20 protein-coding genes, 1 tRNA gene and 1 pseudogene are annotated in these 19,483 nt (G+C 52.1%); 13 read left to right on the top strand and 9 right to left on the bottom strand.

Annotated elements, in window-relative coordinates; translation table 11 throughout:
- Nucleotides 1–300: 300 nt before the first annotated feature.
- Together RGV86_RS18865 and RGV86_RS18860 are read left to right on the top strand one after the other, a co-directional pair.
- Nucleotides 301–687, top strand: coding sequence for a hypothetical protein (locus RGV86_RS18865; RefSeq protein ID WP_241957195.1), 387 nt, complete (start codon nucleotides 301–303; stop codon nucleotides 685–687).
- A complete protein-coding gene (locus RGV86_RS18860) occupies nucleotides 684–974 on the top strand; it encodes a hypothetical protein (RefSeq protein WP_241957194.1) in 291 nt (96 codons plus the stop codon). Before RGV86_RS18865 ends, RGV86_RS18860 begins: the two co-directional genes overlap by 4 nt.
- 394 nt (nucleotides 975–1,368) lie before the next feature.
- Here the strand turns inward: RGV86_RS18860 and emrE are convergent, their stop codons facing one another.
- Nucleotides 1,369–1,701: a multidrug efflux SMR transporter EmrE gene (gene emrE / locus RGV86_RS18855; protein WP_001070440.1), complete on the bottom strand. Its 333-nt coding sequence runs from the start codon at nucleotides 1,699–1,701 to the stop codon at nucleotides 1,369–1,371.
- 94 nt (nucleotides 1,702–1,795) lie between these two features.
- Between emrE and RGV86_RS18850 the strand changes: the two are divergent.
- A pseudogene (locus tag RGV86_RS18850) lies at nucleotides 1,796–1,966 on the top strand (integrase); the annotation flags it as partial.
- 15 nt (nucleotides 1,967–1,981) lie between these two features.
- Here RGV86_RS18850 and RGV86_RS18845 read toward each other — a convergent pair.
- Nucleotides 1,982–2,058 (bottom strand) — tRNA-Arg (locus RGV86_RS18845).
- 260 nt (nucleotides 2,059–2,318) lie between these two features.
- On the opposite strand from RGV86_RS18845, the gene folD reads away from it, so the two are divergent.
- The 3 genes from folD (at nucleotide 2,319) to RGV86_RS18830 (ending at nucleotide 4,029) form a co-directional block, all read left to right on the top strand.
- A complete protein-coding gene (gene folD / locus RGV86_RS18840) occupies nucleotides 2,319–3,185 on the top strand; it encodes a bifunctional methylenetetrahydrofolate dehydrogenase/methenyltetrahydrofolate cyclohydrolase FolD (protein ID WP_000729172.1) in 867 nt (288 codons plus the stop codon).
- 1 nt (nucleotide 3,186) lies between these two features.
- On the top strand, nucleotides 3,187–3,399 hold the full coding sequence (ybcJ, locus tag RGV86_RS18835) for a ribosome-associated protein YbcJ (protein ID WP_000190288.1): 213 nt from the start codon (nucleotides 3,187–3,189) through the stop codon (nucleotides 3,397–3,399).
- 108 nt (nucleotides 3,400–3,507) lie between these two features.
- Nucleotides 3,508–4,029 carry a metal-dependent hydrolase gene (locus RGV86_RS18830; protein WP_085460488.1) on the top strand — a complete coding sequence of 174 codons (522 nt, stop codon included), beginning with the start codon at nucleotides 3,508–3,510 and terminating at the stop codon, nucleotides 4,027–4,029.
- 35 nt (nucleotides 4,030–4,064) lie between these two features.
- Here RGV86_RS18830 and cysS read toward each other — a convergent pair whose 3' ends face one another.
- Entirely contained in the window at nucleotides 4,065–5,450 is a 1,386-nt protein-coding gene (gene cysS / locus RGV86_RS18825; protein WP_000912349.1) for a cysteine--tRNA ligase, read from the bottom strand.
- A gap of 173 nt (nucleotides 5,451–5,623) precedes the next feature.
- On the opposite strand from cysS, the gene ppiB reads away from it, so the two are divergent.
- The 4 genes from ppiB (at nucleotide 5,624) to purK (ending at nucleotide 8,533) form a co-directional block, all read left to right on the top strand.
- Complete coding sequence (ppiB, locus tag RGV86_RS18820; RefSeq protein WP_000256002.1) at nucleotides 5,624–6,118, top strand: peptidylprolyl isomerase B; 495 nt, start codon at nucleotides 5,624–5,626, stop codon at nucleotides 6,116–6,118.
- Between the two features lie 2 nt (nucleotides 6,119–6,120).
- The gene (gene lpxH / locus RGV86_RS18815; protein WP_085460487.1) at nucleotides 6,121–6,843 is read left to right on the top strand and encodes a UDP-2,3-diacylglucosamine diphosphatase; all 723 of its coding nucleotides are present in this window, start codon (nucleotides 6,121–6,123) and stop codon (nucleotides 6,841–6,843) included.
- Between the two features lie 116 nt (nucleotides 6,844–6,959).
- On the top strand, nucleotides 6,960–7,469 hold the full coding sequence (purE, locus tag RGV86_RS18810) for a 5-(carboxyamino)imidazole ribonucleotide mutase (protein ID WP_001295318.1): 510 nt from the start codon (nucleotides 6,960–6,962) through the stop codon (nucleotides 7,467–7,469).
- Complete coding sequence (purK, locus tag RGV86_RS18805) at nucleotides 7,466–8,533, top strand: 5-(carboxyamino)imidazole ribonucleotide synthase (protein WP_000815512.1); 1,068 nt, start codon at nucleotides 7,466–7,468, stop codon at nucleotides 8,531–8,533. The genes purE and purK overlap by 4 nt, the downstream gene beginning before the upstream one ends.
- A 126-nt stretch (nucleotides 8,534–8,659) precedes the next feature.
- Here purK and RGV86_RS18800 read toward each other — a convergent pair whose 3' ends face one another.
- From RGV86_RS18800 to RGV86_RS18785, 4 genes are read right to left on the bottom strand one after another with little or no spacing between them, the layout of a single operon-like run.
- The gene (locus RGV86_RS18800) at nucleotides 8,660–9,553 is read right to left on the bottom strand and encodes a carbamate kinase (RefSeq protein ID WP_309508458.1); all 894 of its coding nucleotides are present in this window, start codon (nucleotides 9,551–9,553) and stop codon (nucleotides 8,660–8,662) included.
- Complete coding sequence (locus tag RGV86_RS18795) at nucleotides 9,550–10,365, bottom strand: oxamate carbamoyltransferase subunit AllH family protein (RefSeq protein WP_065226323.1); 816 nt, start codon at nucleotides 10,363–10,365, stop codon at nucleotides 9,550–9,552. The genes RGV86_RS18800 and RGV86_RS18795 overlap by 4 nt, the downstream gene beginning before the upstream one ends.
- Before the next feature lie 10 nt (nucleotides 10,366–10,375).
- Nucleotides 10,376–11,635 carry a YlbE family protein gene (locus RGV86_RS18790; protein WP_085460486.1) on the bottom strand — a complete coding sequence of 420 codons (1,260 nt, stop codon included), beginning with the start codon at nucleotides 11,633–11,635 and terminating at the stop codon, nucleotides 10,376–10,378.
- A gap of 9 nt (nucleotides 11,636–11,644) precedes the next feature.
- The gene (locus RGV86_RS18785) at nucleotides 11,645–13,312 is read right to left on the bottom strand and encodes an acyl-CoA synthetase FdrA (protein ID WP_085460485.1); all 1,668 of its coding nucleotides are present in this window, start codon (nucleotides 13,310–13,312) and stop codon (nucleotides 11,645–11,647) included.
- Between the two features lie 316 nt (nucleotides 13,313–13,628).
- Here RGV86_RS18785 and allD point away from each other — a divergent pair, with 316 nt between their 5' ends.
- Genes allD through allE form a run of 3 tightly spaced genes read left to right on the top strand, consistent with a single transcriptional unit; the run spans nucleotide 13,629 to nucleotide 16,731 of the window.
- Entirely contained in the window at nucleotides 13,629–14,678 is a 1,050-nt protein-coding gene (gene allD / locus RGV86_RS18780; RefSeq protein WP_309508459.1) for an ureidoglycolate dehydrogenase, read from the top strand.
- 21 nt (nucleotides 14,679–14,699) lie between these two features.
- Nucleotides 14,700–15,935 (top strand): allantoate deiminase, encoded by a 1,236-nt coding sequence (allC, locus tag RGV86_RS18775; RefSeq protein ID WP_085460483.1) that lies wholly within the window; start codon nucleotides 14,700–14,702, stop codon nucleotides 15,933–15,935.
- A 10-nt stretch (nucleotides 15,936–15,945) separates the two neighbouring features.
- A complete protein-coding gene (allE, locus tag RGV86_RS18770) occupies nucleotides 15,946–16,731 on the top strand; it encodes a (S)-ureidoglycine aminohydrolase (protein ID WP_085460482.1) in 786 nt (261 codons plus the stop codon).
- 232 nt (nucleotides 16,732–16,963) lie between these two features.
- Here the strand turns inward: allE and glxK are convergent, their stop codons facing one another.
- Both glxK and RGV86_RS18760 read right to left on the bottom strand, forming a co-directional pair.
- A complete protein-coding gene (gene glxK, locus RGV86_RS18765) occupies nucleotides 16,964–18,109 on the bottom strand; it encodes a glycerate 3-kinase (protein WP_085460481.1) in 1,146 nt (381 codons plus the stop codon).
- 21 nt (nucleotides 18,110–18,130) lie between these two features.
- Nucleotides 18,131–19,432 (bottom strand): uracil/xanthine transporter, encoded by a 1,302-nt coding sequence (locus RGV86_RS18760; protein WP_085460480.1) that lies wholly within the window; start codon nucleotides 19,430–19,432, stop codon nucleotides 18,131–18,133.
- Nucleotides 19,433–19,483: the final 51 nt, after the last annotated feature.

Genomic DNA, 19,483 nt, shown 5'->3' with positions numbered 1-19,483 from the left:
GCTCCCTTCCTTTTCACTTTCCTAATCAGAATCCTGTTTGTATTAATTGTTTAGCAGATTCTCTTTTTTCAACGCATTTTATGCGTCTCGGTTTTGCCCCACTACGACCTGCATAGCCAATAAGAAGATAGCCGTGACACAAATAACCGGTGCAGCCACTACTCAGAGGCATTATATAATCATATTCATGCCACTATATAACCTGTAAATAAGAACAATCATTCATTGATTGCAATAACATCAGCATATTCCTTTACACAGGAATAAAACCTTTTATTTAATAAACAAAGAGAGTCAAAGATGAGTAAAATTACAGGCGTTTTAGTTGACAACCATATCTATGATATTAACAATGATATGAAGAATGGTTACCATTTTCCTAACTGCTTGTTTCCAGGCGCCACCTTTAAGATGGTTATTGATAATGACCCGGTTAATAATGACAAGGTAAAATGGAGCTGTAGCACTGATGCAGACAATAATGTTCTGGCGGTCAGTCAGGATGGCACAGTAACTTTTCCTGACGTTGACGAAAAGTGTATTGGGAAGATTTTTGCTATTTTCGCCACTGATAAATCAACGAACAAAACTGCCGGTATTTATATTTTTACTGTTAAGCGTTTTTTAAATACAGCATTGAAACTTATGATTCAATTCAAAAGATTTTACCATGGGTTGAGAGCATGAACGGAGAATTTCCTGAAGCACAGGATATCGATAGTTACGATTATAATGATCATAATTCAGGTCATATTATCTCGCGAGAAGTTAACGCAGGTCTTTACCAGGAGTGGGGCAATGTAGCTAATAGTGGATGGAATACAAATAATGAGATTGGCGGTATTTGTAGAATTTACGCTTTTAATAAAGAAAATAATATTTATTATTGGCTGAAAAATGATGGAGTCAGACAGGTATTGAGCGGGGGACTCACCGCTCAGGCAGTAGCATCCTACGGTGACTCTATCAACTGATTGTACTTTTTGTCCACTATCATTTGTATTATTACAGCGTAAACATTCACTGAAATTATAAAATTAAACTTACGCATAACCACCCGTTCAGCGGGTGGTTATCATTTTATCAGCGATGTGTACGAAGGTTAAAAATAAACAAACTTAATATTTCATTTTTATTTTTCTATAAACTATCAACTCTCGATATCAAATACCTACCTATACCGCCAATATCCGTTTCATCACAAAATGCTGGCGGCATTTCTCACCGAAAACTTTATTGCTACTGTTCAAAACGCAAATGTGGTAATCCCCTGCTCCACTTGCCAAAAAAAATTTACCCGCAGTATAAAAAGTAGCCCGTATAAACATACGGGCTACCATATTTCACTCGATTCAAAAGAAATTATTTTTAATGTGGTGCGCTTCGTGACAATAAGTTAATTACCAACACTCCGGCACAAATCAACATCATGCCTATAATGGCTGGCAGATCCAACCGTTGGCCGAAAAATCCCCAGGACAGTAAACTAATCAGGACGATACCGACTCCTGACCAGATAGCATAAGCAATCCCTGTAGGAATATAAGCCAGCGTCTGAGCTAATAACCAGAATGATGCACAGTAACAAATAATTGTACCAACAGAGGGCCATAACCGTGTAAAACCCTCTGAAAACTTCATTAAAGTTGTACCAATGACTTCTGCAAGTATTGCGCCACCAAGATAAATATAAGGGTTCATAGCATATTCTTTCCTGTTAATACCGGAGCGAATTGTACTACAGTTTGAACTTAACTCACCGGATTCATTCTGGTGCATTCATTGATGTTCTTCATCAGTGCTTCAGGAAATGGGCGGATGGGAATCCATAGAAATGGTGCGTAGTTATGCTCACCTTGCGCCTAATCATTTGACAGAGCACGCGAGGAAAATAGACGACATCTTTGGTGATGATGTCCCAGATATGTCCCACTCTGGAATTATGGAGGAGATAAAGAAGGCGTAACTGATTGAATTTTAATGGCGCGCCCTGCAGGATTCGAACCTGCGGCCCACGACTTAGAAGGTCGTTGCTCTATCCAACTGAGCTAAGGGCGCATTGATACCACAATGTGTGTGTAATTGCGTGAATTATACGGTCAACCCTTGCTGAGTCAATGGCTTTTGAACCGGTTGCTGAACAAGTGTACGACCGCATCTGATTTACCTCGCTACAGCGGCAAACCAACGACGGTTATCATTATCGCCAGGTACAGAAGGTTTTACTTTTCAGAAAACGAAAACTGACAGCACGCCCCGCTTCTGACAAAATAGACGCATCCCCTTCGACCTACGTAACAGATGGAATCCTCTCTCTGATGGCAGCAAAGATTATTGACGGTAAAACGATTGCGCAGCAGGTGCGCTCTGAAGTTGCTCAAAAAGTTCAGGCGCGCGTTGCGGCCGGACTGCGGGCGCCAGGACTGGCCGTTGTGCTGGTGGGTAGCAACCCTGCATCGCAAATTTATGTCGCAAGCAAACGCAAGGCTTGTGAAGAAGTCGGGTTCGTCTCCCGCTCCTATGACCTCCCGGAAACCACCAGCGAAGCAGAACTGCTTGAGCTTATCGATGCGCTGAACGCCGACAACACCATTGACGGCATTCTGGTGCAGTTGCCGCTTCCGGCGGGAATTGACTACATCAAAGTGCTGGAACGTATTCACCCGGACAAAGACGTGGACGGTTTCCATCCTTATAACGTCGGTCGTCTGTGCCAGCGCGCGCCGCGTCTGCGTCCTTGCACTCCGCGCGGTATCGTCACGCTGCTTGAGCGTTACAACATTGATACCTTTGGTCTTAATGCTGTGGTGATTGGCGCATCAAATATCGTCGGTCGCCCGATGAGCATGGAACTGCTGCTGGCAGGTTGCACCACCACCGTGACCCACCGTTTCACTAAAAATCTGCGTCATCATGTAGAAAACGCCGATCTGTTGATCGTTGCCGTCGGCAAGCCGGGCTTTATTCCAGGTGACTGGATCAAAGAAGGCGCAATTGTGATTGATGTCGGCATCAACCGTCTGGAAAATGGCAAAGTTGTGGGCGACGTAGTGTTTGAAGAAGCGGCTAAGCGCGCTTCTTACATTACGCCCGTTCCCGGCGGCGTTGGCCCGATGACGGTTGCCACGCTGATTGAAAACACGCTCCAGGCGTGCGTTGAATATCATGATCCACAGGGTGAGTAACATGGCGACATTTTCTTTAGGTAAACATCCGCACGTTGAGCTGTGCGACTTGCTGAAACTGGAAGGCTGGAGCGAAAGCGGCGCGCAGGCGAAAATCGCGATCGCCGAAGGCCAGGTGAAAGTCGACGGCGCGGTTGAAACACGCAAACGTTGCAAAATCGTCGCCGGTCAGACAGTGAGTTTTGCAGGGCACAGCGTACAGGTTGTTGCCTGATCCCACTTCGGCCTGCCGGTATGCAGGCCGATTCTCTTTTCAGACCTTTGCCCTCTTCGTCGCTTTCATCCATGCTGATAGCGTCGACATTTTGCCGAAGCGATCATCATGCCAACCGTTATTACTCACGCCGCCGTTCCCCTTTGTATTGGTTTAGGTCTGGGATCGAAAATCATCCCTCCGCGTCTGTTATTTGCCGGAATCGTCCTGGCGATGCTGCCAGACGCCGACGTATTGTCGTTTAAATTTGGCGTTGCTTACGGCAATGTCTTTGGTCATCGCGGGTTTACCCATTCGCTGGTGTTTGCGTTTGTTGTCCCGTTACTATGCGTACTTATTGGTCGACGATGGTTCAGGGCTGGGCTGATTCGCTGCTGGCTGTTTTTAACCGTCTCGTTGCTATCGCACAGCTTGCTGGATTCGGTAACCACTGGCGGTAAAGGGGTTGGCTGGCTGTGGCCGTGGTCAGATGAACGCTTTTTCGCTCCCTGGCAGGTGATTAAAGTCGCGCCGTTTGCATTGTCTCGTTACACCACGCCGTACGGGCATCAGGTGATTATTTCTGAATTGATGTGGGTGTGGTTGCCGGGGATGCTACTGATGGGAATGTTGTGGTGGCGCAGACGATAACCGGATGCGAAAACTCGCATCCGGCAATAGCGCAATTACTTACGACGCCAGGTGGTCCCTTGCGGGCCATCTTCCAGCACGATCCCCATCTCGTTAAGACGGTCACGCGCCGCATCTGCCGCCGCCCAGTCTTTCGCTTTACGGGCATCCAGACGCTGTTGAATTAACGCTTCAATCTCAGCCACTTCGCTGTCGTCTGCCTGCGCGCCGCTTTGCAGGAACGCTTCCGGTTCTTGCTCCAGCAGGCCCAATACAGCGGAAAGTTTACGCAGGTGAGATGCCATTGCATTCGCCGCTGTCATATCTTCTGCTTTCAGACGGTTTACTTCACGCGCCATATCAAACAGTACGGAATAGGCTTCCGGGGTGTTGAAATCGTCGTCCATCGCTTCAATAAAGCGCGCTTCAAACGCTTCGCCACCGGCAGGAGCAACGGTTTTGTCTGTGCCGCGCAGGGCAGTGTAGAGACGCTCCAGCGCCGCACGCGCCTGCTTCAGGTTCTCTTCGCTGTAGTTCAGCTGGCTGCGATAGTGTCCCGACATCAGGAAGTAACGCACGGTTTCCGCGTCGTAGTATTTCAGCACATCGCGCACGGTAAAGAAGTTACCCAGCGATTTGGACATCTTCTCGCGGTCAACCATCACCATGCCGGAGTGCATCCAGTAGTTTACATACTGACCATCATGCGCACAGGTGGACTGGGCAATTTCGTTCTCGTGGTGCGGGAACATCAGGTCAGAACCGCCGCCATGGATATCAAAGTGGTTACCCAACTGTTTGCAGTTCATTGCTGAACACTCAATGTGCCAGCCTGGACGCCCCGCGCCCCACGGAGACGGCCAGCTTGGTTCGCCCTCTTTAGACATCTTCCACAGAACGAAGTCCATCGGGTTGCGTTTGTCGTCGACCACGTCAACGCGCGCGCCTGCCTGCAGCTGGTCAAGATCCTGACGCGACAGCACGCCATAAGTTGGATCGGTCGGTACGTCGAACATCACGTCGCCGTTGTCCGCCACATAAGCGTGACCTTTGGCGATCAGTTGCTCAGTGAGTTCAATAATTTCTGCGATATGGTGCGTCGCGCGTGGCTCCATATCCGGGCGCAGAATGTTCAAAGCATCAAAATCTTTGTGCATTTCGGCGATCATGCGATCCACCAGCGCCACAAAGCTTTCGCCATTTTCATTGGCGCGTTTGATGATTTTATCGTCGATATCGGTAATGTTGCGCACATACTTCAGCTTGTAGCCGAGGAAACGCAGGTAGCGTGCAACCACGTCAAAGGCAACAAAGGTACGCCCGTGACCGATATGACAGAGGTCGTAAACGGTGATTCCACACACGTACATGCCGACTTCCCCGGCGTGAATAGGCTTAAATTCCTCTTTTTGGCGTGTCAGAGTATTGAAGATTTTTAGCATCGAAGATTCCGTTTAGACATGTGTGGGTAATTGAGTTGCGTATAATACCCATATTTCCCGCGCGATTCAGCATACATTGCGAGATGATCCGATCGTGCGGTTATGCTATAACACCACCCTATATATGACCCGAACCGGGTTGAAGCACCAATCAAACGGAACAGGATGCAAAAATGGTTACTTTCCACACCAATCACGGCGATATTGTCATCAAAACTTTTGACGATAAAGCACCTGAAACAGTTAAAAACTTCCTGGACTACTGCCGCGAAGGTTTTTACAACAACACCATTTTCCACCGTGTTATCAACGGTTTTATGATTCAGGGCGGCGGTTTTGAACCGGGCATGAAACAAAAAGCCACCAAAGAACCGATCAAAAACGAAGCCAACAACGGCCTGAAAAATACCCGTGGTACGCTGGCAATGGCCCGTACTCAGGCTCCGCACTCTGCAACTGCACAGTTCTTCATCAACGTGGTTGATAACGACTTCCTGAACTTCTCTGGCGAAAGCCTGCAAGGTTGGGGTTACTGCGTGTTTGCTGAAGTGGTTGAAGGCATGGACGTGGTAGACAAAATCAAAGGTGTTGCAACCGGTCGTAGCGGTATGCACCAGGACGTGCCAAAAGAAGACGTTATCATTGAAAGCGTGACCGTTAGCGAGTAATCGTGGCGACACTCTTTATTGCAGATCTTCATCTCTGCGTGGAAGAACCGGCGATCACCGCCGGTTTTCTGCGTTTTTTAGCGGGAGAAGCCAGCAAGGCCGACGCGCTGTATATTCTTGGCGATCTGTTTGAAGCATGGATTGGCGACGACGATCCCAACCCACTCCATCGCCAGATGGCGGCAGCAATCAAAGCGGTATCCGATTCCGGCGTTCCCTGTTATTTCATTCATGGCAACCGTGATTTTCTGCTCGGCAAACGCTTTGCCCGTGAAAGCGGCATGACGTTATTGCCGCAAGAAAAGGTGCTCGAACTTTATGGTCGTCGGGTGCTGATTATGCATGGCGACACGCTGTGCACCGATGATGCGGGTTATCAGGCTTTTCGCGCCAAAGTCCACAAACCGTGGCTACAAACGCTATTCCTCACCCTGCCGTTGTTTGTACGCAAACGCATTGCCGCGCGAATGCGCGCGAACAGTAAAGAAGCCAACAGCAGCAAATCGCTGGCGATCATGGACGTTAACCAAAACGCGGTGGTCAGTGCGATGGAAAAGCATCAGGTGCAATGGCTGATCCACGGGCATACCCATCGCCCGGCGGTGCATGAATTCATCGCCAATCAGCAACCTGCTTTCCGCGTCGTGCTGGGTGCCTGGCATACCGAAGGTTCGATGGTGAAAGTCACGGCGGATGACGTTGAGCTAATCCATTTCCCGTTTTAATAACGCACAAGTTTGCTGATTCCACAGCCACGCAACCGTTTTCCTTGCTCTCTTTCCGTGCTATTCTCTGTGCCCTCTAAAGCCGAGAGTTGTGCACCACAGGAGTTTTTAGACGCATGTCTTCCCGCAATAATCCGGCGCGTGTCGCCATAGTGATGGGGTCCAAAAGCGACTGGGCTACCATGCAGTTCGCCGCCGAAATCTTCGAAATCCTGAATGTCCCGCACCACGTTGAAGTGGTTTCTGCTCACCGCACCCCCGATAAACTGTTCAGCTTTGCCGAAAGCGCCGAAGAGAATGGTTATCAGGTGATTATTGCGGGCGCGGGCGGCGCAGCGCATCTGCCAGGCATGATTGCCGCCAAAACGCTGGTGCCGGTGCTGGGCGTGCCAGTACAGAGCGCCGCACTGAGCGGTGTCGATAGCCTCTACTCCATCGTACAAATGCCGCGTGGCATTCCGGTGGGTACGCTGGCGATTGGTAAAGCGGGCGCGGCAAACGCGGCGTTGCTGGCAGCACAAATTCTTGCGACTCATGATAAAGAACTGCACCAGCGTCTGAATGACTGGCGCAAAGCTCAGACCGACGAAGTGCTGGAAAACCCGGATCCGCGAGGTGCGGCATGAAACAGGTTTGCGTCCTCGGTAACGGGCAGTTAGGCCGAATGCTGCGTCAGGCAGGCGAACCGTTAGGCATTGCTGTCTGGCCGGTCGGGCTGGACGCTGAACCTGCGGCGGTGCCTTTTCAACAAAGCGTGATTACCGCTGAGATCGAACGCTGGCCGGAAACTGCATTAACCCGCGAGCTGGCGCGCCATCCGGCCTTTGTGAACCGCGATGTGTTCCCGATTATTGCCGACCGTCTGACTCAGAAGCAACTTTTCGATAAGCTCCACCTGCCGACCGCACCGTGGCAGTTACTTGCCGCTCGCAGCGAGTGGCCTGCGGTGTTTGATCGTTTAGGTGAGCTGGCGATTGTTAAGCGTCGCACTGGTGGCTATGACGGTCGCGGTCAATGGCGTTTACGCGCCGATGAAACCGAACAGTTACCGGCAGAGTGTTACGGCGAATGTATTGTCGAGCAGGGCATTAACTTCTCTGGCGAAGTGTCGCTGGTTGGCGCGCGCGGCTTTGATGGCAGCACGGTGTTTTATCCGCTGACGCATAACCTGCATCAGGACGGTATTTTGCGCACCAGCGTCGCTTTCCCGCAGGCCAATGCACAGCAACAGGCGCAAGCCGAAGAGATGCTGTCGGCGATTATGCAGGAGCTGGGCTATGTGGGCGTGATGGCGATGGAGTGTTTTGTCACCCCGCAAGGTCTGCTGATCAACGAACTGGCTCCGCGTGTGCATAACAGTGGTCACTGGACGCAAAACGGCGCCAGCATCAGCCAGTTTGAGCTGCACCTGCGAGCGATTACCGATCTGCCGTTACCGCAACCGGTAGTGAATAGTCCGTCGGTGATGATCAACCTGATTGGTAGCGATGTGAATTATGACTGGCTGAAACTGCCGCTGGTGCACCTGCACTGGTACGACAAAGAAGTCCGTCCGGGGCGTAAAGTGGGGCATCTGAATTTGACCGACAGCGATACATCGCGTCTGACCGCGACGCTGGAAGCCTTAATCCCGCTGCTGCCGCCGGAGTATGCCAGCGGCGTGATTTGGGCGCAGAATAAATTCAGTTAATCAGGTACTCATTTTCTTGCCGGATGCGGCGTGAACGCCTTATCCAGCCTACCGATCCGGCACCCATTGTAGGCCTGATAAGACGCGTCAAGCGTCGCATCAGGCACAAATGTCTACTGCCTACAACTACAGCGAAATACAGGTCCCCGCCTCGCCCGCCAGCGTCTCTTCAATCCGCGATAACGCCCCAATCCACGCGGGTTTACCACCGCTTCTGACATAGCCACTCACCGCCGTTACCTTCGGCCCCATCGAACCATCGGCTTTGGCAAATGGAGCTAACTCATCCGGTGTGGCATGGCGAATGGCACGTTGCTGCGGCGTTCCCCAGTTTTCATATACCGCATCAGCATCGGTGAGGATCACCAGTCCATCGGCATTAATCTGCTCGGCGAGCAACGCAGCGGCGAGATCTTTATCAATCACCGCTTCACTCCCAGCCCCGTCTTCCGTCACAGGCACACCACCGCCGCCACTGCAAATCACCACATGCCCCTCTTTGAGCAACAACTCGATGGCTTCGCTGTCGAGAATTTTACGCGGTTGCGGAGACGCCACCACCCGGCGCAAATATTTACCATCACGTTTCATATGCCAGCCGTAAGCCGCTTCCAGTGCCTCTTGTTCTTCTGGCTGATAAACCGGACCAATAAACTTCTCTGGCTGCAAAAACGCCGGATCATCCGGCGAAACCTCAATGCGCGTCAGCACCGTCGTGACAGGCGGCATCTGCGGCTGTGCGCTCAAACTCTGCGCCAGCATATAGCCAATCATCCCCTGGCTTTCCGCCACCAGCACATCCAGCGGATACGGTTCTACCTCTTTCCACGCCAGATTCTGTAACGCCAGCAGCCCCACCTGTGGCCCGTTGCCGTGAACAATCGCCAGCCGATAAGAACGGGCCAGGCGCGCCAGTGCGGGTACAGCACTGGCAATGTTGCGATATTGATTTTCTGCCGCCAGCGCCTCACCGCGCTGGAGTAAGGCGTTGCCCCCAAGAGCTACAACCAGTGTTTTCATGGTTTTCCTTGTAATAATTGTTGACCAAGCCAGAACCCCAGCAGCGTATCTGCCCCTGACGTGTGCCCCAGCGCCAGCAGCGAATCAATCGCAACAGCGGTACGTTTCGGGCAACTCAGAGCATGAACAAAGTGCAGGAGTGGCGAGGCGAAATATCCTTGCGCGGCATAACGTAAATAACTGACGCTCACCGCTGTGGTAACGAGTTGAAGATTGTTGGAACAGGCAAAAAACGGGCGACCGGAGCACGCATCTAAAGCGCCATAATACCAGGCCGCCAGCAGCATTCCGCTCAGCGTGTCATCATGACTCGGCGTTAATCCGGGGCCTTTACCCAGCCAGTGCCGCCAGTCGGTCTTAATGCCATTGAGCGCGGCCTGAAAACAGTGACGAAACTGGCGTAATTCAGCAGGCAGCGGATCGCTTGTCGCCATCGCCAGTGGCCCGAAAAGCCCGGTTTCCTCCGCGCGTTGCATCCATGCAGCGGCAAGCGGTTGAGGATGTGCAGGCGGCGTAATACGCAGCAAACAATAACGCTGTGGCTGTTTAACCGTGAAACGCCCGAGGCGAATCCCTTGAGCCACAACCTGTGGTCGTTCATTGCCGCATAATCCACCGCATAACGCATCGAATTGCGCGCGGCGAAGCACCCATCCTCCGGGGCCGAAACCACTACCCTGACGATGCAGCGTTAACAGTTCGCCGCTTTCCGTCATCAGGTTAATCGCCCGTCGCCACACTCCCGCTAACCGCCAGGACTGGCGATAATTCGGTGCGCTACGGCTGGCAAGCAGAGGATGGATGATCGTCATTGCACGTTCCTCAACCAATCCCCATGCTTTCAGCCAGTGCTTCCAGCGCCTGTTCAAAACACGCCAGCGGTGCCCGCACAGTGCCTGCGCCAATCTGCCCGATCCCCGCCTCTTTATGGGCGATACCGGTATTGATGAGTGGCGTAATGCCGGTTTCTACCACGCGACGAATGTCCAGTCCCAGACACGCGCCCTGAAAATCCCAGCTTGGGATCTGCAACTGCATATTGCGTTCAAGGTAAATTTCCGCCATCTCTTCAGATACCGCTCTGGCCGCTTCCATGCCACCCGCACCGACAAAGCGCGTTACGCCAGGCGCTGCGATCATTGCGGCTCCGCCAATACCAAAGGTTTCGGTAATCGCGCTATCGCCCATATCCGGGTTCGCCTGCTCCTGCGAGAAGCCGGTGAAAAACAGACCTTGCGGAGTGTTTACAGGCGCAGTAAACCAGCGTTCACCCAGCCCGCTTACCCGAATCCCGAACATATTGCCGTTGCGGGTCATAGCCGTAACGATGCTGCCTGCGCGGATCATCGCGCCAGCATCCATCGCCGCCTTGCAGTAAGCCATCGCGAGGTTGAGGAAGAACTGATCGGTCACGCTGAGGAAATCCATCACTTCGGCGATGTGCTGTTTATCATGATCGAGTCGGGCAATTTGTGGGGCCAGCGCACGCATTAACAATGCTGAGGAAGCAATATTGCGTTGATGGAACTCATCGCCCATCGTAATGCCCTGCGCCATCATCGCGGTGAGATCGATACCGCGCTCCATGCGCCCCAGCGCCGCACTTAATACTGGCATTAACACATCGCGCATCCAGCGATGGCGAGTCAGGACATCTTCGCCGTAAGCGCCAAAACGCATCACTTTGCCGATACCTTCGTTGAGGTTGCAGTACGCCCGGTTGCCGTCGGTCACGTTCTCGACCACCAGCATCGGCATACTGGCAGAAGTAATGCCGCCCATTGGCCCGACGGCATTCACATGGTGACAAGGAATGAAGTTCACTTCCCCCAGCTCCAGTATTGCCAGCGCCTGCGCTTCATCTTTCGCCCAGCCTTCAAACAGACATGCGCCCACGCACGCCCCTTTCATGGGTCCGGTCATCTCCTGCCAGCGCATCGGCGGCCCGGCGTGAAGCAGTGTTTTGCCCTGATTCAATTCGCTAATGAGTAAAGACGCCGGTTGCACATCCAGCCAGTGTGGACGAGCGCGACGAATTTGTTCGATAACCGCAGCATTGGCTTGCGCCACTGATGTAAACATGGGAACCCCTTATTGCAAACGTTCTAATAAACGAGCCAGTTTTTTATTGCCGCCAGCGACTGGCGCCCATTGGTAATGCACGACCGGTTTGCTGGCGCCTTGTAGTTCCAGCGCAAAACTGCGTAATCCGGCGTTAATCACCGCGACGTTTTCCAGTAATGACGGTGTGTGTTGCAGTGTGGCAGGCGAAAGCGGGCGAATCAGTGCCGCCGCCAGTAATGTGGCTTCCGGCAGCGAACTCACTACCGCGATCCCCGCATCTTCCAGGATGGCGATTTGCTGCGAGCGGCATTGCGGGTCACGTTCGGTACCTGTCACCGTGGCAATGGCGTACAGCGGTTGGTTGTCTTCACGCGCGGCACAGGCTTGTTGCCAGGCGCTTACCAATGAAGCAGCAGGATCGGCAGTGGCGCCGAAGCCAATGACTACGTCAATCAGCAACACGCGCACTTGTGGTTTTGAGCCAAGATCGGCAATTAGCAGGTTGCGTAAGGTCGGGTCGATCATCGGATGGGGACGCCCGACGGTGTAGAAATCATCGCCCAGGTCAATGATCTGGTGACCATCAGCGTCCAGCATCATGCCATGATGATGGACATCGTCGGCTACCACGCCAGGATGCCCGGCGAGTAATCCCGCCGCTTCGGCGGCCAGCGTACCACCGGTATACAAGCCGCAAATAACTCCGCTGCTGACCGGCGCTATTGCGTTACGTCGCGCAGTGACCCGCGAAAGCAGGCAAGCCAGACGCGCGGCATCATCCAGCGAGGAGGCAAACCAGATATTTTCGTCACGAGCCACCGCCGGGGCATAACCTAAAAACAGCGCCACCGTCGGTTTACCCGTCGCTTTCATCGCGTTAACGATACGCAGGCACACGGCTTCGGCAGGTGGTTTAGAGACAAACGCCAGCACTTCACTTTTCGCATCGGCACTCAACATTTCCAGCGCCGTCAGCGCACTGATGCCGCCCACTTCACGACTGAGATCGCGCCCGCCAAGACCAATCGCGTGAGTAATTCCCTCACCTGCCAGCGCAATCTGCGAGCACAGTTCCTGAATCCCTGTACCAGAAGCGCCAATGACACCAATATTGCCTTCCGGCATCACATTGGCGAAAGCCAGCGGCGTGTCGGCAATCATCGACGTACCGCAGTCCGGTCCCATCACCAGCAAGCCTTTTTCCCGCGCGCGGGTTTTGAGTTGGATTTCATCTTCCAGCGTGACGTTATCGGAGAACATCATCACGTTGAGGTTGCGATCCAGCGCCTGGTTCGCCAGCTCCGCCGCGTACTCACCAGCCACTGAAATCAGCGCCAGATTGGCATCGGGTAATTTCTGACAGGCACTGTCCCAGCGACGCACCTGCGTCAACGCCTGGCTGCTGCCTGAACCTTGCGCCAGTTGTTTTAGCGCCTCTTCAAGCTGCTGCATAATCGCCTGCGCGATCCCCGCATCCGCCGCTTCGCTACGAATTGCCACGCAAATATCGTTCGGCGTGGCGTTATTAAAATCGTCATGCCAGAAACCTGTGGTATCTAATAACGCTTTATTGGCGGGAGTACCCATCATTACGGAAACATCATCAATATTTTCTGATTCGCTGAGTTTTCGTGAAATAATCATTAAACTGACCGAATCCTGAAAACACCCTTTTTTAATAAAGGCGTGGATCATAACAACTCCTTAAAAATTGCACCCATGGCAATTGCACGAGCAGTGTTAATGTGTCAATTACGGTATCGATGACCGATGAAAAATAAGGTGATGAATATCACACGGGAATTATTAGCAAAAGAATTCAAATAACCGCCAGACTATTATCTGCTAATTTTTAACAAGCAGGGTTATTTTAAAAAACAAACCAAAAGTGCGCGGATTATCAAATAAATTCTAATTATATTTTTTTGCCTGTCTGGATCACATAATCCAGATATTTTCCCTGTATGTTAATTGCAGTCATGCTTCACACCGTCGTTAAAAAGGAAGACAGATGAAAATCAGTCGGGAAACACTCCACCAGCTAATCGAGAATAAACTCTGCCAGGCTGGATTAAAACGTGAGCACGCTGCAACCGTGGCTGAAGTATTGGTTTATGCCGATGCCAGAGGGATCCACTCTCATGGCGCGGTACGCGTGGAATACTACGCAGAACGTATTTCAAAAGGCGGCACCAACCGCGAACCGGAGTTCCGTCTTGAAGAAACGGGGCCGTGTTCGGCAATTTTACATGCCGACAATGCCGCCGGGCAGGTCGCCGCGAAAATGGGCATGGAACATGCCATTAAAACAGCACAACAAAATGGCGTTGCGGTGGTCGGTATCAGCCGGATGGGTCACAGCGGCGCAATCTCTTATTTTGTGCAGCAGGCAGCCCGCGCCGGATTAATTGGCATTTCGATGTGCCAGTCCGATCCAATGGTGGTGCCGTTTGGCGGCGCGGAAATTTACTACGGTACTAACCCACTTGCCTTTGCCGCGCCGGGAGAAGGCGACGAGATCCTTACCTTTGATATGGCGACTACCGTACAGGCATGGGGAAAAGTGCTCGACGCCCGCTCGCGTAATATGTCTATCCCGGAAAGCTGGGCGGTCGATAAAAACGGTGCACCAACAACCGATCCGTTCGCGGTACATGCTCTGCTCCCCGCCGCTGGGCCGAAAGGGTATGGCCTGATGATGATGATTGACGTCCTCTCAGGCGTGTTACTCGGCTTACCGTTCGGGCGCCAGGTCAGTTCGATGTATGACGATCTACACGCCGGGCGTAATTTGGGGCAATTACATGTAGTTATTAACCCGAACTTTTTCTCCTCCAGCGAAATATTCCGTCAACATCTTAGCCAGACCATGCGTGAATTAAATGCCATTACCCCCGCGCCCGGTTTTAACCAGGTTTATTATCCCGGTCAGGATCAGGATATTAAACAACAAAAAGCCGCCGTCGAAGGCATCGAAATTGTTGATGACATTTACCAGTATTTAATTTCCGGCGCGCTTTATAACACGTCATACGAAACGAAAAATCCCTTTGCGCAATAATTATTGAGACAGGACTTTCCTATGATTACACATTTTCGTCAAGCTATAGAAGAAACGCTGCCCTGGCTTTCCTCTTTTGGCGCGGATCCAACCGGCGGTATGACCCGTTTACTTTATTCGCCGGAATGGCTGGAAACCCAGCAGCAATTTAAAAAAAGAATGGCAGCAAGTGGGCTGGAAACACGTTTCGATGACGTGGGGAATTTATACGGTCGCCTGAGTGGCAGCGAATATCCACAGGAAGTGGTTCTGAGCGGTTCGCATATCGATACCGTGGTTAACGGCGGTAACCTCGACGGGCAATTCGGCGCACTGGCGGCGTGGCTGGCAATTGACTGGCTGAAAACACAATACGGCGCGCCGCTACGTACTGTCGAAGTGGTGGCGATGGCGGAAGAAGAAGGCAGCCGCTTCCCGTATGTCTTCTGGGGCAGTAAAAATATCTTTGGGCTGGCGAATCCTGACGACGTGCGGAATATCTGTGATGCCAAAGGAAATAGTTTTGTCGATGCGATGAAGGCTTGCGGATTCACTCTGCCGAACGCCCCACTAACTCCGCGTCAGGATATTCAAGCCTTTGTCGAACTGCATATCGAACAGGGCTGTGTGCTGGAAAGTAATGGGCAGTCAATTGGCGTGGTGAATGCAATTGTCGGGCAACGTCGCTATACGGTGACGCTGAACGGCGAATCAAACCATGCAGGCACCACGCCGATGGGCTATCGTCGTGACACGGTTTATGCGTTTAGCCGCATTTGCAATCAGTCCGTAGCCAAAGCGAAAAAGATGGGCGATCCGCTGGTGCTGACCTTTGGCAAGGTGGAGCCGCGCCCAAATACGGTTAACGTAGTGCCGGGTAAAACCACGTTCACCATTGATTGTCGTCACACCGACGCTGCCGTGCTGCGCGATTTCACCCAACAGTTAGAAAACGACATGCGGGCGATTTGCGATGAAATGGACATTGGTATTGATATCGATTTATGGATGGACGAAGAACCGGTGCCGATGAACGAAGAGCTGGTCACCACCCTGACGGAACTGTGTGAAACAGAAAAACTGAATTACCGGGTGATGCACAGTGGTGCCGGGCACGATGCGCAAATTTTCGCGCCTCGCGTGCCGACCTGCATGATTTTCATTCCCAGCATTAACGGGATCAGCCATAACCCGGCGGAACGCACCAATATTACCGACCTTGCCGAAGGGGTCAAAACGTTGGCACTCATGCTTTATCAACTTGCCTGGCAGAAATAAGGAGTTATAAATGGGATATTTAAATAACGTCACCGGTTACCGCGATGATTTACTGGTTAACCGTGCGATTGTTAAACACGGTAATTTCGCGCTGTTAACCCCGGATGGTCTGGTAAAAAATATTATTCCTGGCTTTGAAAATTGTGACGCGACAATCCTGTCCACACCAAAGCTTGGCGCTACGTTTGTCGATTATCTGGTGACGCTGCATCAAAACGGCGGTAATCAGCAGGGATTCGGCGGAGAAGGAATTGAAACGTTCCTGTATGTCATTTCTGGAAATATCACTGCCGAAGCCGAAGGAAAAACATTTGCCTTAAGCGAAGGTGGCTATCTTTATTGCCCGCCAGGCTCCTTAATGACGTTTGTTAATGCCCAGGCCGAAGACAGCCAAATCTTCTTGTATAAGCGCCGCTATGTTCCGGTAGAAGGTCATGCGCCGTGGCTGGTTTCTGGCAATGCCAGCGAACTGGAACGCATTCATTATGAAGGTATGGATGATGTGATCCTGCTGGATTTTCTGCCCAAAGAGTTAGGTTTTGATATGAACATGCATATCCTCTCTTTTGCGCCAGGTGCCAGCCACGGTTATATCGAAACCCACGTTCAGGAGCACGGTGCTTATATTCTTTCCGGTCAGGGAGTTTATAACCTTGATAATAACTGGATACCGGTGAAAAAAGGCGATTACATCTTTATGAGCGCATATTCTTTACAAGCCGGTTATGGCGTAGGGCGTGGTGAAGCGTTCAGCTATATTTACTCGAAAGATTGCAACCGCGACGTAGAGATTTAAGTCATACCACTCGCCTGATTATTTTTAGCTATGTTGGATTTTGCCACGGTTTATACCGTGGCTTTTTTTGCGGTAAATTCAGGCAAAAAACAGATGCGGGATAAAATGCATCCGCTTCAGGCTGAAAACCGCACAGACAATCCCCTCGCCCCTTTGGGGAGAGGGGGAAAGCCATGCTCGTAGCAATCAGAAGCAGATGCGATATGAACCGCATCCGCTTTAAAGGTAAGAATCAGGGTTTAATTCCCTGACCTATTTTAATGGCGCAGGCAATATTTCGCGCGCTGTTGAAGAGATTGGTTTCACCACTGGCGAGCACTTCGGCTAAAGGTGCCAGACGTGGCAAAATGCTGAACACCGCGTCAATGCCGTACTGGTGCACCACTTCCACACCATCACCCAATACGCCAGCAATCCCAATCACCGGTACATTAAACTGCTTCGCCACCGACGCCACGCCCAGCGGCGCTTTACCGCCTGCCGTTTGCGAGTCGATGCGCCCTTCCCCGGTGATCACCAGCGCCGCTCCCTGCACCGCCTGCTCCAGGTTGACCGCCCGCAGTACAATCTCAATACCCGGTTTAATATCCGCATTGAGAAATACCGCCGCCGCAATACCCATACCGCCCGCCGCGCCGCCGCCCGCCATCTGGCAGACATTGATTTCCGTTTGCTGCTGCAAAACACGGGCGAAATTTTGCAGCCCCTGCTCCAGCTCTTCGACCATCTCCGGCGTTGCCCCTTTTTGCGGGCCAAACACCGCCGCCGCGCCGCGTGCCCCTACCAGCGGGTTATCAACATCACACGCCACTTCAATATGACAGCTCGCCAGACGCGGATCGCATTCCTCCATCTCAATGCTTGCCACACGCGCTAAATTGCCGCCGTTTGCCGCCAGCGCCTGACCGTCGGCATCAATGAAACGCACACCGAGCGCCTGCGCCATGCCCATACCGCCGTCTACCGTCGCGCTGCCGCCAATGCCGAGAATAATATGGCGAATGCCGTTATCCAGCGCATGACGAATCAGCTCGCCGGTGCCATAACTTGACGCCAGCAATGGATTACGCTTTTCAGGCGCGACCAGCATCAGGCCACTTGCTGCCGCCATCTCAATCACCGCCGTTTTCCCGTCGCCGGTAAGGCCATAAAAAGCATTCACTTTTTCGCCCATCGGCCCGCAGACTTCAAGCTTCACGATGTTGCCGCCCGTCGCGGCGACCATCGCATCCACCGTCCCTTCGCCGCCATCCGCTATCGGCAAACAGATATAGTGCGCATCGGGAAAGAGGGTCGAAAACCCGGCTTTAATTGCCTGACAACATTTTTCTGCACTTAAGCTCTCTTTAAAAGAGTCTGGCGCAATGACAATCTTCATTATCAATCCTTTTTCAACAAATTATTCGATGCGTTCCCACGGAATAAGATTATCCATAAGAACAGCCAGTAAAATTCCGACCAGTAAGCCGTTACTGAGCAGAGGACGAAGCGTTAATGGAAGGTCTTGCAGATACACAGGCGGTAATGCCATTAAAAATATGCCGACAAATAACGGCAATGCGAGTCGATAAATATTGCGAGCGGTAAACGTTATTTGCTGACTAAACACCAGCGCGGAAAAGAGTAAAGGCAGATAAGAAACCAGCATGACCGCGCTACTCACTGGTAAAGGGATACTGCAAAATAGTCGCGTGAGTGCCGGAACCAGTGCCACCAGCAGGCAAATAACGCTGCCATAAATAAACGAACGCCGCGTGTAATCGCCAGTCTGGGTTAATAAACCAATGGATGAAACAAACGGCGAGAATGGTATTACCGCCAGCGGCACGGTTATCAGCGTCATAAATCCGGTTGCCACAAAGCTGCGACGATAACGCGTATTCCCCGCGCCCTGCTGCGGATAAAAAACATCCGTGCCCCGAATCGCACCGTAGGTATTACTGATATTCACCAGACCTGTAATCACCGCCGTCAGAATAATTCCCGGCGACAACGCACCGCCACTGCCGAGCGGGAACCACTGCCAGTGCAACTCACCGGAGAGCGAATGCGAAGAAGGAAAGCAAAAGTACCACAACAACCAGCCGGTTATCGTGCCGACCAACAGGCCGTAACGAGCAAAACGTTGCGGCAGGAAGATAATCATCCCCAGTACCAGGCACATCACCGCCACCGAGAGCGCGAACGGCGGTAACTGAATTTTAAAATTCGGGTCGGCTATGCCAAACGGCAGCCCGAGCATACCTTTGAAAAAGATAGTGGTCAGCTGCGCGCCCAGCATCAGCATAAACAGCACCATCACCGTCGGAGTAAATAACCGCGCAAGGCGATGACCTAATCCACTAAGTCCAATCAATATCGTCAGCACGCCGGAAATCGCAATCCCCACCGCCAGACTGGTGGCGATATCATTGACAGGCGTTCCGCGCGATGCTTCGCCAAGGGTGATAGTGAGGATAGTTCCCCACCACAGGCCACCTGGCCCTTCCATAATAGCGCGACGATGACCGCAGAACGCCTGAGCGAAGCAGGCCAGTGCAGTAGCAAGAAAAGCATATTGGGTGAGCGTAAGCAGACTACTTTGCGGCAACTGAAAAGCCGAAAGCAGCGTAGGAGGAACCACAACCGTGTTGCAAAAAATAAAGAAAAACCACTGAAATCCTGATAACAGGCTTTCGCGGCTCACTGCAAAATTGAACATAAACACACCTTAACCGGAGAATGCCCGCCGCGAAGGCGGGCATTGCAGGGG

The sequence above is a fragment of the Escherichia ruysiae genome, assembly GCF_031323975.1.
Lineage (GTDB): Bacteria > Pseudomonadota > Gammaproteobacteria > Enterobacterales > Enterobacteriaceae > Escherichia > Escherichia ruysiae.
The sequence above is the reverse complement of the archived record's forward strand: the minus strand, read 5'-3'. Positions and strand labels throughout refer to the sequence as shown.

What these genes read in the sequence shown, in the direction of transcription:
- ppiB (WP_000256002.1), top strand. Translation starts at nt 5,624, where the DNA reads ATGGTTACTTTCCACACCAATCACGGCGATATTGTCATCAAAACTTTT.
- RGV86_RS18790 (WP_085460486.1), bottom strand. Translation starts at nt 11,635, where the DNA reads ATGTTTACATCAGTGGCGCAAGCCAATGCTGCGGTTATCGAACAAATT.
- allC (WP_085460483.1), top strand. Translation starts at nt 14,700, where the DNA reads ATGATTACACATTTTCGTCAAGCTATAGAAGAAACGCTGCCCTGGCTT.
- allD (WP_309508459.1), top strand. Translation starts at nt 13,629, where the DNA reads ATGAAAATCAGTCGGGAAACACTCCACCAGCTAATCGAGAATAAACTC.
- RGV86_RS18800 (WP_309508458.1), bottom strand. Translation starts at nt 9,553, where the DNA reads ATGAAAACACTGGTTGTAGCTCTTGGGGGCAACGCCTTACTCCAGCGC.
- cysS (WP_000912349.1), bottom strand. Translation starts at nt 5,450, where the DNA reads ATGCTAAAAATCTTCAATACTCTGACACGCCAAAAAGAGGAATTTAAG.
- emrE (WP_001070440.1), bottom strand. Translation starts at nt 1,701, where the DNA reads ATGAACCCTTATATTTATCTTGGTGGCGCAATACTTGCAGAAGTCATT.
- purK (WP_000815512.1), top strand. Translation starts at nt 7,466, where the DNA reads ATGAAACAGGTTTGCGTCCTCGGTAACGGGCAGTTAGGCCGAATGCTG.
- RGV86_RS18760 (WP_085460480.1), bottom strand. Translation starts at nt 19,432, where the DNA reads ATGTTCAATTTTGCAGTGAGCCGCGAAAGCCTGTTATCAGGATTTCAG.
- ybcJ (WP_000190288.1), top strand. Translation starts at nt 3,187, where the DNA reads ATGGCGACATTTTCTTTAGGTAAACATCCGCACGTTGAGCTGTGCGAC.
- folD (WP_000729172.1), top strand. Translation starts at nt 2,319, where the DNA reads ATGGCAGCAAAGATTATTGACGGTAAAACGATTGCGCAGCAGGTGCGC.
- purE (WP_001295318.1), top strand. Translation starts at nt 6,960, where the DNA reads ATGTCTTCCCGCAATAATCCGGCGCGTGTCGCCATAGTGATGGGGTCC.
- allE (WP_085460482.1), top strand. Translation starts at nt 15,946, where the DNA reads ATGGGATATTTAAATAACGTCACCGGTTACCGCGATGATTTACTGGTT.
- RGV86_RS18795 (WP_065226323.1), bottom strand. Translation starts at nt 10,365, where the DNA reads ATGACGATCATCCATCCTCTGCTTGCCAGCCGTAGCGCACCGAATTAT.
- glxK (WP_085460481.1), bottom strand. Translation starts at nt 18,109, where the DNA reads ATGAAGATTGTCATTGCGCCAGACTCTTTTAAAGAGAGCTTAAGTGCA.
- RGV86_RS18830 (WP_085460488.1), top strand. Translation starts at nt 3,508, where the DNA reads ATGCCAACCGTTATTACTCACGCCGCCGTTCCCCTTTGTATTGGTTTA.
- RGV86_RS18860 (WP_241957194.1), top strand. Translation starts at nt 684, where the DNA reads ATGAACGGAGAATTTCCTGAAGCACAGGATATCGATAGTTACGATTAT.
- RGV86_RS18865 (WP_241957195.1), top strand. Translation starts at nt 301, where the DNA reads ATGAGTAAAATTACAGGCGTTTTAGTTGACAACCATATCTATGATATT.
- RGV86_RS18785 (WP_085460485.1), bottom strand. Translation starts at nt 13,312, where the DNA reads ATGATCCACGCCTTTATTAAAAAAGGGTGTTTTCAGGATTCGGTCAGT.